The following is a 15,379-nucleotide window of genomic DNA, read 5'->3' on the forward strand; positions in this document are numbered from 1 at the left end:
GTCCGTGCATCGTTGGCTCGTCATGAGCCGGTAGAACGATACATATAAGGACAACGCATCATGAAGCGGATGCTGATCAATGCCACGCAAGCCGAAGAACGGCGCCTGGCCATCGTCGACGGGCAAAAGCTCCTCGACTACGAAATCGAGATCGAAGGGCGCGAACAGCGCAAGGGCAACATCTACAAGGCGGTCGTGACCCGCGTCGAGCCCTCGCTCGAAGCCTGTTTCGTCGACTACGGCGAAGACCGCCACGGCTTCCTGCCGTTCAAGGAAATCTCCAAGCAGTATTTCGCCGAAGGCGTGTCGGCCAGCCAGGCCCGCATCCAGGACGCGATCCGCGAAGGCCAGGAACTCACCGTCCAGGTCGAAAAAGAAGAGCGCGGCAACAAGGGCGCGGCCCTCACCACCTTCATCTCGCTGGCCGGCCGCTACGTCGTGCTGATGCCCAACAACCCCCGCGGCGGTGGCGTTTCGCGCCGCATCGAGGGCGATGACCGCGCCGAGCTCAAGGAGGCGATGGACCAGCTCGAGTACCCCAAGGGCATGAGCATCATCGCGCGCACCGCCGGCATCGGCCGCTCGGCGCCCGAGCTCCAGTGGGACCTGAACTACCTGCTCAAGCTGTGGAGCGCCATCGACGGCGCGGGCAAGGGCGGCAAGGGCGCCTTCCTGATCTACCAGGAATCGTCGCTCGTGATCCGCGCCATCCGTGATTACTTCAATCACGACATCGGCGACATCCTGATCGACACCGACGACATCTACGACCAGGCGCAGCAGTTCATGGCGCACGTCATGCCCGAGCATGCCGCCCGCGTGAAGCGCTACCGCGACGACGCGGCGCTGTTCAGCCGCTTCCAGATCGAGCACCAGATCGAATCGGCCTACGCCCGCACCGTGCAGTTGCCCTCGGGCGGCGCCATCGTGATCGACCACACCGAGGCGCTGGTCTCGGTCGACGTGAACTCGGCCCGCGCCATCAAGGGCGGCGACATCGAAGAGACCGCCACCCGCACCAACCTGGAAGCCGCCGACGAAGTGGCCCGCCAGATGCGCCTGCGCGACCTGGGCGGGCTGATCGTCATCGACTTCATCGACATGGACGAATCGAAGAACCGCCGCGAAGTCGAAAGCCGCCTGCGCGATGCGCTGCGCCAGGACCGCGCCCGCGTGCAGTTCGGCTCGATCAGCAAGTTCGGCCTGATGGAAATGAGCCGCCAGCGCCTGAAGCCGGCGCTCTCCGAAGGTTCGTCGATCCCCTGCCCCCGTTGCGGCGGCTCGGGCCACATCCGCGACACCGAATCCAGCGCCCTGCAGATCCTGCGGATCATCCAGGAGGAGTGCCTCAAGGACAACACGGCCGCCGTGCACGTGCAGGTGCCGGTCGAGGTGGCATCGTTCCTCTTGAACGAAAAGCGCCCCGAAATCGCCAAGATCGAGCTCAAGCAGCGCGTGACCGTGCTGATGGTGCCAAACAAGACGCTCGAGACCCCGAACTACAAGCTCGAGCGCCTCAAGCACGACGATCCGCGCCTCGATCACATCGAAGCCAGCTACAAGATGGCCGACGAGATCGAGGACCCGACGGCCGTCACACGCCGCTCGCAGGAGCCGACCAACAAGCAGACGCCGGTCATCAAGGGCGTGCTGCCCGACGCACCCGCGCCGGTCGTTCCGCCCAAGCCCGAAGCGGTGCGCGCGCCTGTCGCCGCACCCGCACCGGTCGCACCACCCGTGGTGAGCGCACCGGTTCCGGCGCAGAGCGGCTTCTTCGGCTGGATCAAGAGCCTGTTCGGCGGCGCGCCGGCAGAAGCGAAGGCGCCCGCGCCGGCTGCGATTCCGGTCGAGGCACCGAAGCCCCGCCGCGATGGCCGTCCGGGCCGCGATGGCGAAGCCCGCGGCGGCGCACGTGACGGCGAACAACGCCGTGGCGGACGCGGCGGCGAAGGCCGCAGCGAAGGCGGCGAACGCCGCGGTGGCCGTGACGGCGAACGCCGTGGCGGCCGCGGTGGCGAGCGCCGTGAAGGTGGCGGTGAACGTCGCGAAGGCGGCGGCGAACGCCGCGACGGCCGCAGCAGCGAACTGCGCAACGACGCAGCCGCAGGCCAGCCGCGCGAACAACGCGAGCCCCGCGAACAGCGTGAACCCCGCGAGGCACGCGCCCCACGCGACGGCGAACAACGCCGTGGCGGCCGCGGCGAGCGCCGCGAAGGCGAAGGCCGCAATGCACCGGCCGAGGCACTGGTCGACGGCAACGTCAACCTCGAAGCCCAGCAACAGGCGCCCGGCGCCGACGAAGGCAACACGGAACGCGCACCGCGCGCCCGCGGCGAGCGTCGTGAACGCGGCGAGCGCAGTGACCGTGGCGAGCGTGGCGAGCGCAGCAACGACCGCGGCGGCGAACGCAACGGCGACGCCCAACCGCGCGGCGAAGCCGTCGCCGGTGAAGGCGCCCCGCAAGGCGAACGCCAGCCCCGCAACGGCCGTGACGAACAACGCGCCCCGCGCGGTGATCGTGGCGGCGAACGCGGCGAGCGCACCGACGGCCGCCGCGAGCGCCGCAGCGACGCACCGACCGCCGAAGGCGAAGTGCGCGTGGCCGAAGTGGCATCCGCCGATGGCGAACAAGGCAGCGACAACGCCGGCAACGACCAAGCCCCGCGCCGTGAAGGCCGCGAAGGCGAAGAGCGCCGCGGCCGTTCGCGTGACCGTTACGGCCGCGACCGCCGCGAACGCGGCCCGCGCGACGAGAACGAAGCCAACGCAGCCGATGCACCGGCCGCCGAAGGCGCCGTCGCAGCCGCCATGGAAGCCACCGGCGAGTCGTACGAAGCGCCGGTCGCCCGCCAGCAGCCGCTGCCGCTGGCGACGGAGGCCGTCGCTGAACGCCAGGTGAGCGAATTCGCCGCAGCCCCCGAAGCGCGCGAACCCGCACCGCAGCAGCAGCAACCGCGCTTCGAGCGCCCTGCACCCGCACCGGTCGCAGCGCCCATCGTGGTCGAAAGTCCAAAGACTGCACCCGCAGCGCCCGCCGGCAACGGCCGTGCACTGCCCAAGGTGCAGGCCTTCGAACTGCCGCTGAACGAACTCGCGCAGATCGCCGAGAGCTCGGGCCTGCAGTGGGTCAACTCGGACGCCGACCGCATCGCGCAAGCGCGCGCCGCCATCGCCGCCGAGCCGAAGCCGGTGCACGTGCCGCGCGAACGCCCGCCGGCGATCGTGCTGGACGAAGGTCCGCTGGTGCTGGTCGAAACCCGCCGCGACCTGGGCTCGATGTCGCTGCCGTTCGAGAAGACGGCCACCGACGCGCAAGCGCCCGGCACGCACTGAGCACGACGCTCGCACATGAAAACGGCGCCTCTGGCGCCGTTTTTTTATGCCGCGACGTCCACTGGCAACCCCGGCAATTTCGCGTCGCTCGCGCAGGGTTTCCGGAACTGGCGCAGCTCGATCCGTCCGGCGCGATCGTTCATGCGGCACCGGTGCGCGGCTTCGGGCAGGTGATGCTCTATGGCGGCATTGGCATCTGGGTGCTGGCGGCGATCAGCTTCGTGATCTTCGGCAGCCGCCGGCCGTCGGTGCAGCAGACTTCGGGCGCCTGCCCCTGAAAGGCTGGCTCAGGTGCTGGGCGCCTGCGCCGCGCGCTTCCAGGCGGCGGCGGCCTGCTCGGCATCCTCGCGCGCTTCGGCCAGTTCGGCCAATGCGAGCCAGGCGCGGCGATAGAGCTCGCCGTCCTGCAATGCGAGCCCGGCCTGCGTGAGCAGTTGCTGCGCCTTGCCCCAGAGCTGGCGCTTCATGCAGGCCATGCCGGCGAGGTACTGCAGGTTGGGGTCTCGCGGGTTGTTGCGCTGCGCGCTTTCGATGCGGGCGAGCCAGTCGGCGTCCACCGAATCGAGCCCCGCTTCGAGCGCGCGCGCGAGCTTCACGCGCAGCGCATCGCCGAGGCCCCGCGGGTTCGCCACCATGCGCTCCCAGGCGGGCAGCAGCCAGCCGCGCGCGAGCGCCAGGTCGCCGTGCAGCACCACCATGCGTTGAGCGCCGTGGATCGCGACCTCGGGCATCTCGCGCTCGTTCGCATCGAGTTCGGACCAGGCGCGCAGCAGCTGCGCCGGATCGTGCGCGCCCGACAGCAGTTCGGTCGCCAGGCCGCGCACGATGCTTTGCGCTGCCGCGTCCGAGAACGCGCGGTGCTTGGCCAGCAAGCGGGCGGTTTCCAGGGCTTCGAGCGTGCGCCGGTCCTGGCGCGCCGCCTTCAGGCGAAGGCGCAGGGCCAGCGTGCGCCGCTGCGCGCCCTGCGGAAGTTCTTCGAGGCGGGCGAGCGCGGCGGCCGCATCGCGGTCTTCGAGCGCCCAGCGCGCGGCGCGCAGTTGCACGCCTTCGCGCGTCTCGGGACTCGCGAGCAGCGTGCGGTCGGCGCTCTCGTTCAAGGCCTGCTGCAGATGCGCATCGCGGGCCGGCTTGTCCTGCAGCGCCTGTGCGCTCTCGGCTGCCAGCAGGTGCGAGAGCACGCGCACCTGCTGCGCCTGCGGCAGGTTCGCATCGAGCGCGGCCAATGTCTTTTCCTGCACCAACGCAGCCTGCGCGGCCTTGCGCGCGCGCGAGAAGCGGCCGGCGATGAGTTGCACCATCGCATCGAGCAGCGCGGCATGCAGCGTGCGCTCCTTCTGCTGCAGGCGCCAGTGGCGCGCCTGCGTCGGCAGCGAGAACAACGCGGCCAGCGCGCGCAGCGCGACGTGCAGCAGCACGAAGGTCGCCAGCAGGATCACGAGCACGAGGTTCAGCGACAGGTCGACGCGCCACGGCGGCCAGAACACGGTGATCGTGCCCTGGTTGTTGCCCGCGAAAAGAGCGACTGCCGCAGCGACGGCGAACAGCGCGAGAAGCCAGATTGCAGCGCGCATGACCGGGTTATCGCCCTGCGGCCGCGGTGGCCAGTGCCGCGAGCGTGTCGTCCACGCGTGCCGGCTCGGTGGTCTTCACCTGCGCCTGCAGTTGTTGCAACAGCGTGGCGGCGGCCTGCGTGCGGCGCGATGCGGGGTCGAAATAACGGTTGAGCGATGCGGTCACCTGGGCCAGTTCGGCGCGCGTGGCATCGACCTGGCGCGACAGCAGCGAGAGGCGCGCGTTGAGCAGCTTGAGCTTCAGGTTCTCGCGCAGGAAGTAGGTCTGCTCGGGCGCCAGCAGGATGGCCTCCGGGCTCTGGATGCGGCCCACGCGCACCAGCGAGCGCGCTTCGCCGCGCACGGTGAGCAGCGCACGGCGCCACCACGGCGCATCGGCCGGAATCGGTTCGGGCTGCCAGGCGTTGACGCCGGTGCCGCGCACCGCCACCGCATTGAGCGTGGGCAGGTCGTCGACGTTGCGCATGAGCTCGTCGAGCTTCTGCAGCGCCTCGGCGCTGTCCACGCTGGAGTTGCTGCGCAGGCGGTCGGCATCGCGCTGCATGGCGCGTTGCAGCGGCGCGAGCCGCGGCTGCGCGGCGCGCGAGATGCGCAGGTCGCCGGCCTTCAGCGCGGCAAGCAAGGGTTCGACGTTGCCGGTCACCTGCGCCTGCTGCAGCGCCAGGCGCACGGCCGACTCGATGTCGACCACGAGGTTCTCGTCGCGCGAACGCGAGAGGCTCTGCATCAGCTCTTCGAGCTGCGAGCGCTGCAGCGCGACTTCGGCCACGCGGGTTTCGATGAGGGCCACGCGGGCCGCGGCGTCGCGCACCGTGTCGCTGGCCTGGCGCGCCAGCGTGCGCGCTTCCATCGACTGCGTGGTGGCCTCGGCGCTCTGGCGTGCGAGCTGCTCCTTCATGCCGCCGACCTTCTGCCACAGCGCGATGGTCATCACCAGCGCGGCCAGCGCCACGAGGGCGACGAGGCCGAAGCCGATGCGGGACAGCAGGGTGGCCGCGGCGGCCATGGCGGCGGGCGTCTGGTGCGGCGCCAGCGTGGCGGGCACCGGCGCCGTCGCGGCAGCGGGAGAAGAAGGAGAAATGTCGTCTGACGGGGACGCGGCGCTCATGCCAACGATTCTATCGACGCGATCAACGCATCCCGCAGCGGTGTGCAGACACGCAACGCACCAAAACCCGCGGCCCGCGCGGCTTCGCCGATGCGTGCGTGCGTGGCGACCGCGCTCGCGGCGCGCCAGTCGGTGCCGGGCATCGCGCGCTGCAGATTCGCGATCGCCTCGGAGCTGCTGAAGAGCCAGATCGCGCGGCCCTCGGCGCCATCGATGGCGAGTTGATGTTGTCTGACGTCGAACAACGGTGGCAGTCGCCGATAGGCCACCACGGTGTCGCGATGCCCGCTCGCCGCATCGATTTCCTTGGCGAGCCAGTCGCGCCCGGCGGGCTGCCCCGCCTCATCGCCGCCGCGCACGATGAGCACGCGCACGCCAGCCGATACCTGAGCCTGCACGCGCTCCCACAGCGCTTCGGAATCGAAGCGCGTGGCCTCGGGCGGCGGTGCGTCGATGGCGTCGGGCGGCACGCCGGCGCGCAGCAAGGCGCGCGTGGTGCCGGGTCCGGTGGCCCAGAAGCGGCGGCCGGCCAGGGCTTCGTCGGTCGAGTCCGCGTCGCGGTGCTGAAAGAAATGCTCGACCGCCGTCGCGCTCACGAACATCAGCGCGGCGTAGTCCTCGATTCGCCGCCAGGCCGCGCGCAGCGGCTCGGCATCGTGGACCGGCTCGATGACGATCAGCGGCAGCGCCACCGCATCGAGGCCCGCGGCGCGCAGGTCATCGACCCACTGCACACCCTCGCGCGCGGGCCGCGTGACGATGACGGGCCGCGCAGTCATCCGACGACCACGGGTTTCAGTGAGCGCCGGCGTCGCGCAGCAACGCAGCGGCATGTTCGCCGAGGGCTTCGGCGCGCGCGAAGTCGCCGGCGTCGGCCTGCGCCTGCACGCGCACGAGCGGCGCGTTGCCTTCGGGATCGCCCCAGGCGGCATCGATGCGCAGGCTGCCATCGGCCTGCCAGCGCGCGTGCGCGGCGAGCGGCATCGAGCAGCTGCCACCCATCGCGCGGCTCACTGCGCGTTCGGCGGCGGTGGAGAGCCAGTCGCCCCGGTGCGCGAGCGGCGCGAGCAGTTCGATGAGGTCCGCGCGATCGGCGCGCACCTCGATGCCCAGTGCGCCCTGCCCCGCGGCCGGCAGCATGTCGTCGGGTTCGAAGGCAACGCGGATGCGGTCTCCGAGGCCCAGGCGCTTCAGGCCCGCGGCCGCCAGGATGATCGCGTCGTACTGCCCTTCGTCGAGTTTGCGCAGGCGCGTATCCAGGTTGCCGCGCAGCGGCTCGATGCGCACATCGGGCCGCTTCGCCTTGAGCAGCACCACGCGGCGCAGGCTCGAGGTGCCGACCACCGCGCCGTGCGGCAGTTCGTCGAGCGAGGCGTAGTTCGGAGAGACCAGTGCATCGCGCGGATCTTCTCGCTCCAGCACGCAGGCCAGGACGAAGCCTTCGGGCAGGTCCATCGGCACATCTTTCAGCGAATGCACCGCGATGTCGGCGCGCCCGTCTTCGATCGCCGTTTCGAGTTCCTTCACGAAGAGGCCCTTGCCGCCGACCTTGCTCAGGCTCTTGTCCAGGATCTGGTCGCCCCGGGTCGTCATGCCCAGAAGGCTCACCGTGTGGCCCCGTTCTTGCAAAAGCGCTTGCACGTGTTCGGCCTGCCAAAGGGCCAACCGGCTTTCGCGCGTTGCGATCACGATATTGCTCAAGACCGCTCCCAAAAAGTACATGTTTCCAGACGCCGGAATGCTAGCATGTTGCGCCGCAGCAACGCAGGCGGCGCGTCCATTCAAGTCCCCAGGAACAACATCGAATGAAAGCCAGCAAGACCCCTGCCCCCCCCAAGCGCCGCCAGGCCGAAGACCAGCCACTGATCGACGACATCCGGCTGTTGGGCCGGATCCTCGGCGATGTGATCCGGGAGCAGGAAGGCGACGAAACCTATGCGCTGGTGGAAAAGATCCGCACCCTGTCGGTGGCCTTTCGCCGCGATGCCGACCAGGCCGCGGACCGCGCGCTCAAGAACCTGCTCAAGGGCCTGAGCGCCGCCGAGACGGTGCGCGTGATCCGCGCCTTCACCTACTTCAGCCACCTGGCCAATCTCGCGGAAGACCGCCACCAGATCCGCCGCCGCACCGAGGCCGATCGCGAAGGCGTGCTGGCCGACGGCGACCTGCAGACCGCGCTCGCCCGCATCCGCAAGGCCGGCGTGAAGCCCGACGAAATCGTCGCCTCGCTGGCCCACAGCTATGTCTCGCCCGTGCTCACCGCGCATCCGACCGAAGTGCAGCGCAAGAGCATCCTGGACGCCGAGCGCGCGATTGCCCTCTTGCTCACCACGCGCGACGAAATCAAGCTGCGCCAGAGCGCCTACGCGGGCGGCAAGGATGCGCTCTCGCCCATCGAGCTGGCCGACAACGAAACCCAGATGCGCACGCGCGTCACGCAGATCTGGCAGACGCGCCTCTTGCGCTTCTCCAAGCTCACCGTGGCCGACGAAATCGAGAACGCGCTGAGCTATTACGAAGCCACGTTCCTGCGCGAGATTCCACGCGTCTACGCCGACCTCGAGAAGGCGCTCGCGCAGGGCGGCCACACGCCCTCGGTCGCGCCCTTCTTGCGCATGGGCCAGTGGATCGGCGGCGACCGCGACGGCAACCCGAACGTCACCGCCGAGACGCTCGAATACGCGCTCGGCCGGCAGGCCGAGCTGGCGCTGCGCTACTACCTCACCGAGGTGCATTACCTGGGCGGCGAGCTCTCGCTCTCGGCCACGCTGGTCGATGTGTCGGTGGAGATGCAGGCGCTCGCCGAGCGCTCGCCCGACACCAGCGAGCACCGCAAGGACGAGCCCTACCGCCGCGCGCTCACCGGCGTGTATGCGCGCCTGGCGGCCACGCTGCGCGAGCTCACCGGCGGCGAGGCCGCGCGCCACGCGGTCGCGCCGCAGAACCCGTACCACAGCGCCGAAGAGTTCCTCGCCGATCTGCGCACGGTGGAAGAGTCGCTCGGCGAAAAGCACGGCAGCGTGCTCGCCGCGCCGCGCCTGCGGCCGCTGATCCGCGCGGTGGAGGTGTTCGGCTTTCACCTGGCCACGGTCGACCTGCGCCAGAGCTCGGACAAGCACGAGGCGGTGATCGCCGAGCTGCTCGCGACCGCGCGCATCGAGCCGTCTTACGCGTCGCTGGCCGAAGAAGCCAAGCAGACGCTGCTGCTCAAGCTGCTCGATGACGCGCGTCCGCTGCGCGTGCCCGACGCCGACTACTCGCCGCTCGCAAAAAGCGAGCTGGCCATCTTCGCCGCCGCACGCACCGCGCGGGCGCGCTACGGTGCCGCGGCCATTCGCCACTACATCATCAGCCACACCGAAACGGTGAGCGACCTGCTCGAGGCGCTGCTGCTGCAAAAGGAAGTGGGCCTGCTGCGCGGCGCGATGGCCACCAACGCGGTGTGCGACCTGATCGTGGTGCCGCTGTTCGAAACCATCGAGGACCTGCGCAACGCCGCGCCGATCGTGCGCGCGTTTTATGCGCTGCCGAATATCCAGTCGCTCATCGAGCGCTCGGGCGGCGAGCAGGACGTGATGCTCGGCTACAGCGACAGCAACAAGGACGGCGGCATCTTCACCAGCAACTGGGAGCTGTACCGCGCGGGCATCGCGCTGGTGTCGCTGTTCGACGAACTCAACAAGAAAAAGGCCAACCCCATTCGCCTTCGCATGTTCCACGGACGCGGCGGCACGGTGGGACGCGGCGGCGGCCCGAGCTACCAGGCGATCCTCGCGCAGCCGCCGGGCACGGTGCGCGGGCAGATCCGCCTTACCGAGCAGGGCGAAGTGATCGGCTCGAAGTACGCCAACCGCGAGATCGGCCGGCGCAACCTGGAGACGCTGGTGGCCGCCACGCTGGAGGCCACGCTGCTGCCGCAGGGCAAGTCGGCGCCCGCCACCTTCCTCTCGGCCGCGGGCGAACTCTCTACCGCCAGCATGGCCGCGTACCGCAAGCTGGTGTACGAGACGCCGGGCTTCGGCGACTACTTCTTCGGCTCCACGCCGATCCGCGAGATCGCCGAACTCAACATCGGCTCGCGCCCCGCCTCGCGCAACCCGAGCCACAAGATCGACGACCTGCGCGCGGTGCCGTGGAGCTTCAGCTGGGGCCAGTGCCGGCTCACGATTCCGGGCTGGTTCGGCTTCGGCGCGGGCGTGGAGCAGTTCCTAGCCTCGGCCGGCAATGCCGCGGGCAGGAAGGAACGCGTGGCGCTGCTGCAGCGCATGTACGCGCAGTGGCCGTTCTTTCGCACGCTGCTCTCGAACATGGACATGGTGCTGGCCAAGAGCGACCTCGCGCTGGCCTCGCGCTACGCCGAGCTGGTGACCGACCGCAAGCTGCGCCAGAAGGTGTTCTCGATGATCGATGCCGAATGGCACCGCACCTCGGACGCGCTCACGCTCATCACGGGCGCCAAGCAGCGGCTCGAAGGCAATGCGGAAATGCAGCGTTCGGTGCGGCATCGCTTTCCGTACATCGATCCGCTGCACCACCTGCAGGTGGAGCTGATGCGGCGCTACCGCGCGGGCGATGGCGGCGAGCGGCTGCAACGCGGCATTCACATCTCGATCAACGGGGTGGCTGCGGGTCTGCGCAACACGGGTTGAGGGGCGGGGCCGCGGCGAAGCGTCGCGGCCCCTGCGTCAACCCCAATTTCCTTTCTCTTTTTTCGCGCCCCGCGTAATTCGCGGGGCGTCGCTTTTGTGCGCCGGCCTTTCTGATCGGGGCACGCACGACTGGTGCAGATTCATCAATCCGAGATTTCCCGCCAAATGGCAAAAAAGTAAATTCAGATGATTTGAATAGCTCGCCTAGCGATTCAATGTGAATTGAAGATTAATCGAACGTTGGCAATCATTTCCAACAAAATAAAAATTGCTCGGCCTAATACTTCATTGCATGAAGAATTATTGAAAGTCAGATTTTCTTTTGATGTCGGGGCAGACATTTTCGGCTGATTTTTTAAATCTTTCGCGTACCTTTGCACAGCCCGGAGGCATGCGGCGCGTTGCCCCGTGACCCGCTTCACGGGGTTCGCTCAGCGATTTCACGTTGCCCCGCGCGTGAATGCAAGCGCGCATTTATTGGCACGATGTAAATCTCAATTGCCGAAATTGTTGGCAGCATCACTTTTCGATGGAATTAATTCCATCCAGAGCTTTCGCACCGCCGAACGTGCAATTGTTTGCGGTTGCGACCGTTGTCTGCCCCAGACCGTCTCATACCTGACTTTTCAGGCCATTTAGCGCTCGCTCGCTGCCTGAAGCCCCCCTAAAGTCCGCCCCGGTCTGCAATGGCAATTCGCCTGCAGCCTATCCGGCGCCAGGGGAACGAATTCCGAATTGGCGCAATTCTTTTGCCCCTTCGGGGCAATTCGTTCGCATCCACGGGGCAAGCAAGTGAACAAGTCGCACAAGAGCATCTGGAGTGAATCGCTGGGCGCATGGGTGGCGGTGTCCGAAACCACCTCGGCGAGAGGCAAGCGGAGCAAGCGCGCGAGTGTTGCTGCCGCGGCGACGGTCGGCGTGTTGCTCACCGGCATCAGCTTGGACGATGTGCATGCGCAGGCATACGGCACCGAGGCCACCGCAAAAGGGACCAGCGCCGTTGCCGTGGGCTATCAAAGCAATGCCAGCAACGACAACGCGATAGCGGTCGGCGCATACGCCGGTGCCAGCGGGGACCGGTCTCTTGCCGTCGGTTCGGCGGCTGCTGCCACGGCTCAGTTTGCCGTGGCAGTTGGCCGCAAGTCGAATGCGTCGGCAGAGAATGCCGTGGCACTCGGCCAGAGCGCGAATAGCCTGGCGGCCAACGCTACCGCCATCGGCACGCTATCGAGCGCCGGCGGTACAAACAGCATCGCTGTTGGCACAGAGAGCAGCGCCCGCGGAGGAGATGCAACCGCTTTGGGCAGCCAAGCCGACGCGTCCGCGGACAACGCCGTAGCCGTTGGCTACCAGAGCAAGGGCCTCGCCAAGAACGTATTGGCGATAGGTACCCGCGCGATGGGCAATGCGGCCAACGCCATTGCCTTGGGCACCGATTCGAGTGCCACGGGCAATGAAAGCATCGCCTTCGGTACAAAAAGCAGCACCGGCTGGAGCAATGCGATAGCGATCGGTTTCAGCGCGAAAACCGGGGCGAATGGCTTTGGGGCCAATGCGATCGCGTTCGGCACGCTATCGAATGCCAGCGAGTCCGGAAGCATCGCTTTTGGCGCGGGCAGCATCGCCGCCGCGGGCGATGCCATAGCGATTGGCTCCCAGACAATCGTTTCTGGCTACGGCTCCATTGCGCTAGGCGTTCGGAGCAATGCCGGCGCACTTGCAAGCATCGCCGTCGGTGAGGCAAGCAATGCCAGTGCGAACAATGCAGTGGCGATCGGGAAGAGCACGCGCGCATTGGTTGAAGGCGCTGTCGCCATTGGCTACGGCAGCAATGCGATCGGGAAGGGCAGCCTCGCTGTCGGTTCGGCAGCAGAGGCTGCGGGCGCATCTTCGACGGCGCTTGGCCGACATGCGCAGACCTTGGGAAGAGATGCCGTGGCGCTCGGCGGGGGCGATCAAGATAACAACGGCGCGAAGGCCTTGGGAGACGAGGCCATCGCAATTGGACACGCGTCAACTGTCGCTGCGGGCGCGACGAAAAGCATCGCCATCGGCAGCAACGCCAACGTTACCGGTACGTCTGCGGTGGCGTTCGGCGTCAATGCCAAGGCGAACGGTAACGGCGCGCTGGCGTTCGGCAACGGCGCCAGTGCCCTCTTCGAAGGGGACATGGCCTTCGGTCGCAACGCTCTGGCCCAAAGCACATTGGATGAAGGCCAGTTGCGGCCTGCGACAGCGTTTGGTTTCGCGGCCACTGCCAACAGCGTCGGCTCTGCCGCGTTCGGAGCCATGGCGGAAGCCAGTGGCTACCGTGCCACCGCATTGGGTTTCGCGGCGCAGGCAACCGGCAGGCAGGGTGTTGCTGTGGGCACAAATTCGACAGCGAACGGAGGCGACAGCACCGCAGTGGGCGGCTTCGCAAATGCCTCTGCCGACTGGACGACGGCGCTGGGTAACTCAGCGCATGCGAGCGGGTCCGGCGCGACGGCCGTTGGCGGCAATGTCCACGACGGTGCGCGCGCAGGCGCAGCCGATTCGATCGCCATCGGCGGGCAATCCGAAGTCACCGTCGCAGCCACTGCCGGCATTGCCATCGGTCTTGACGCCTTCTCGAGCAATGCGCGCAGCGTGGCGTTGGGCGATGGTGCTTCGACGGCTTCGGCTAAACCGGTCGCCGCCGCCACCGTTGGCGGCGTGACCTATGGCAACTTCGCCGGCACCTCACCCGTCGGCGTCGTCAGCATCGGCGATACGGACGCCGAGCGCCAGCTCACCAACGTGGCCGCCGGCCGCATCACGGCCACATCGACCGATGCGATCAACGGCAGCCAGCTCTACGCGGGCCTGAGCACCACCAGCAGCAGCGTGAGGAGCCTGTCGAGCTCCACCTCCTCGGGGCTGAGCACGGCGAGCAGCGGCCTGTCGAGCCTGTCGACGGGCTTGAGTTCGACGAACAGCAGTGTCGTCAGCCTCTCGGCCTCCACGTCGTCCGGCCTGAGCACGGCGACCAGCGGCATCTCCAGCTTGTCCACGGGCCTGAGCACCGCAGCCAGTGGCATCTCCAGTCTTTCCACTGCCCTGAGTACCTCGACCAGTGGCATCTCGAGCCTGTCTTCGGGGTTGATTTCCACGAACGGCGCCCTGAGCAGCCTGTCGAGTTCGGCCTCCACGGGCCTGAGCACGGCCGCCAGCGGTATCTCCAGCCTGTCGGTGGGCCTCAGCACCACCGGGGAGGCCATCGTCAGTCTCTCGGCCTCCACCTCCACCGGGCTGAGCACGGCGACCAGCGGCATCGGCAGTCTCTCCACCGGGCTCTCGAACTCGGTGCAGTACGACGATGCGAGCCACACCAAAATCACCCTGGGCGGCGTGGGCGCGACGTCACCGGTGATCCTCACGAACGTGGCCGCGGGCGTGAACCCGACGGACGCGGTGAACTTCGGGCAGCTGACTTCGCTGTCGACCTCCGTCTCGAGCGATGTTTCCAGCCTGTCCACAGGCTTGAGTTCGACCGGCAGCAGTGTCGGCAGTCTTTCGGCTTCGACGTCCTCGGGGCTGAGCACGGCCGCGAGCGGTGTCGCCAGTCTGTCCACCGGATTGAGTGCGACCAACAGCAGCCTTGGCAGCTTGTCGGCCTCGATGTCCTCGGGACTGAGCACCGCGACGAGCAGCATCGGCAGCCTGTCGACTTCCACGTCCTCCGGCCTGAGCATCGCGACGAGTGCCATCTCGAGCCTGTCCACGAACTTGAGCACGACCGACAGCAGCGTGAGCAGCCTGTCGACTTCGACCGCCAGCGGCCTGAGCACGGCGACCAGCAGCATCGACAGCCTATCGACCTCGACATCCTCGGGCCTGAGCACTGCAACCAGCGGCATCTCCAGCCTGTCCGCCGGCCTGAGCACGACGGACAGCACCGTGAGCAGCCTGTCGACTTCCACCTCCTCGGGTCTGAGCACCGCGACGAGCGCCATCTCGAGCCTGTCCACGGGCCTGAGTACCACTGACAGCACCGTGAGCAGCCTGTCGACCTCGACCTCGAGTGGCCTGAGCACGGCCACGAGCAGCATCGACAGCTTGTCGACTTCCACGTCCTCGGGCCTGAGCACGGCGACCAGCGGCATCTCCAGCCTGTCCACGGGCTTGAGCACAACGAACAGCACCGTGAGCAGCCTGTCGACCTCGACCTCGACTGGCCTGAGCACCGCCACGAGCAGCATCGACAGCTTGTCGACTTCCACGTCCTCGGGTCTTAGCACCGCGACCAGTGGCATCTCCAGCCTGTCCACGGGTCTGAGCACAACGAACAGCAGCGTCAGCAGTCTCTCGACTTCCACATCGAGCGGCCTGAGCACTGCAGCGAGCAGCATCGACAGCCTGTCGACGTCCACCTCCTCGGGTCTGAGCACCGCGACCAGTGGCATCTCCAGCCTGTCCACCGGCTTGAGCACAACGAACAGCTACGTCAGCAGCCTCTCGACTTCCACGTCGAGCGGCCTGAGCACTGCCACGAGCAGCATCGACAGCCTGTCGACCTCTACGTCCTCGGGCCTGAGCACCGCCACGAGCAGCATCGACAGCCTGTCCACCTCCACGTCCTCGGGCCTGAGCACCGCGACCAGCGGTATCTCGAGCCTGTCCACCGGCTTGAGCACGACCAACAGCAACGTCAGCAGTCTGTCGACTTCGACCTCCAGTGGACTGAGCACTGCCACGAG

Annotated in this window: 7 protein-coding genes and 2 pseudogenes; 5 read left to right on the top strand and 4 right to left on the bottom strand. The window is 67.8% G+C overall.

Annotated features, from left to right (window positions below; all coding sequences use genetic code 11):
- The first annotated feature begins 60 nt into the window (after positions 1-60).
- Both JC881_RS10685 and JC881_RS32355 read left to right on the top strand, forming a co-directional pair.
- Entirely contained in the window at positions 61-3,333 is a 3,273-nt protein-coding gene (locus tag JC881_RS10685) for an Rne/Rng family ribonuclease (protein WP_198785699.1), read from the top strand.
- A gap of 152 nt (positions 3,334-3,485) precedes the next feature.
- Positions 3,486-3,611 (top strand): hypothetical protein, encoded by a 126-nt coding sequence (locus JC881_RS32355; RefSeq protein ID WP_332875221.1) that lies wholly within the window; start codon positions 3,486-3,488, stop codon positions 3,609-3,611.
- 9 nt (positions 3,612-3,620) lie between these two features.
- Here the strand turns inward: JC881_RS32355 and JC881_RS10690 are convergent, their stop codons facing one another.
- Genes JC881_RS10690 through hemC form a run of 4 tightly spaced genes read right to left on the bottom strand, consistent with a single transcriptional unit; the run spans position 3,621 to position 7,734 of the window.
- Positions 3,621-4,904, bottom strand: coding sequence for a heme biosynthesis protein HemY (locus JC881_RS10690; RefSeq protein WP_198785700.1), 1,284 nt, complete (start codon positions 4,902-4,904; stop codon positions 3,621-3,623).
- Between the two features lie 7 nt (positions 4,905-4,911).
- Positions 4,912-6,012, bottom strand: coding sequence for a uroporphyrinogen-III C-methyltransferase (locus JC881_RS10695; RefSeq protein ID WP_198785701.1), 1,101 nt, complete (start codon positions 6,010-6,012; stop codon positions 4,912-4,914).
- On the bottom strand, positions 6,009-6,791 hold the full coding sequence (locus tag JC881_RS10700) for a uroporphyrinogen-III synthase (protein ID WP_198785702.1): 783 nt from the start codon (positions 6,789-6,791) through the stop codon (positions 6,009-6,011). Before JC881_RS10700 ends, JC881_RS10695 begins: the two co-directional genes overlap by 4 nt.
- Before the next feature lie 16 nt (positions 6,792-6,807).
- Positions 6,808-7,734 carry a hydroxymethylbilane synthase gene (gene hemC, locus JC881_RS10705; protein WP_198785703.1) on the bottom strand — a complete coding sequence of 309 codons (927 nt, stop codon included), beginning with the start codon at positions 7,732-7,734 and terminating at the stop codon, positions 6,808-6,810.
- A gap of 83 nt (positions 7,735-7,817) precedes the next feature.
- On the opposite strand from hemC, the gene ppc reads away from it, so the two are divergent.
- The 3 genes and pseudogenes from ppc to JC881_RS32815 form a co-directional block, all read left to right on the top strand.
- Positions 7,818-10,661 carry a phosphoenolpyruvate carboxylase gene (gene ppc / locus JC881_RS10710; RefSeq protein WP_198785704.1) on the top strand — a complete coding sequence of 948 codons (2,844 nt, stop codon included), beginning with the start codon at positions 7,818-7,820 and terminating at the stop codon, positions 10,659-10,661.
- 792 nt (positions 10,662-11,453) lie between these two features.
- Positions 11,454-12,773, top strand: a pseudogene (locus JC881_RS32810) (ESPR-type extended signal peptide-containing protein); the annotation flags it as partial.
- Between the two features lie 108 nt (positions 12,774-12,881).
- A pseudogene (locus JC881_RS32815) lies at positions 12,882-15,379 on the top strand (hypothetical protein); the annotation flags it as partial.

This window comes from Variovorax sp. IB41, from assembly GCF_016405905.1.
Taxonomy (GTDB): domain Bacteria; phylum Pseudomonadota; class Gammaproteobacteria; order Burkholderiales; family Burkholderiaceae_C; genus Variovorax.

Excerpts from the sequence above, each read along its gene's own strand:
- JC881_RS10685 (WP_198785699.1), top strand. The coding sequence starts at position 61 with ATGAAGCGGATGCTGATCAATGCCACGCAAGCCGAAGAACGGCGCCTG.
- JC881_RS10690 (WP_198785700.1), bottom strand. The coding sequence starts at position 4,904 with ATGCGCGCTGCAATCTGGCTTCTCGCGCTGTTCGCCGTCGCTGCGGCA.
- JC881_RS10695 (WP_198785701.1), bottom strand. The coding sequence starts at position 6,012 with ATGAGCGCCGCGTCCCCGTCAGACGACATTTCTCCTTCTTCTCCCGCT.
- JC881_RS10700 (WP_198785702.1), bottom strand. The coding sequence starts at position 6,791 with ATGACTGCGCGGCCCGTCATCGTCACGCGGCCCGCGCGCGAGGGTGTG.
- hemC (WP_198785703.1), bottom strand. The coding sequence starts at position 7,734 with ATGTACTTTTTGGGAGCGGTCTTGAGCAATATCGTGATCGCAACGCGC.
- ppc (WP_198785704.1), top strand. The coding sequence starts at position 7,818 with ATGAAAGCCAGCAAGACCCCTGCCCCCCCCAAGCGCCGCCAGGCCGAA.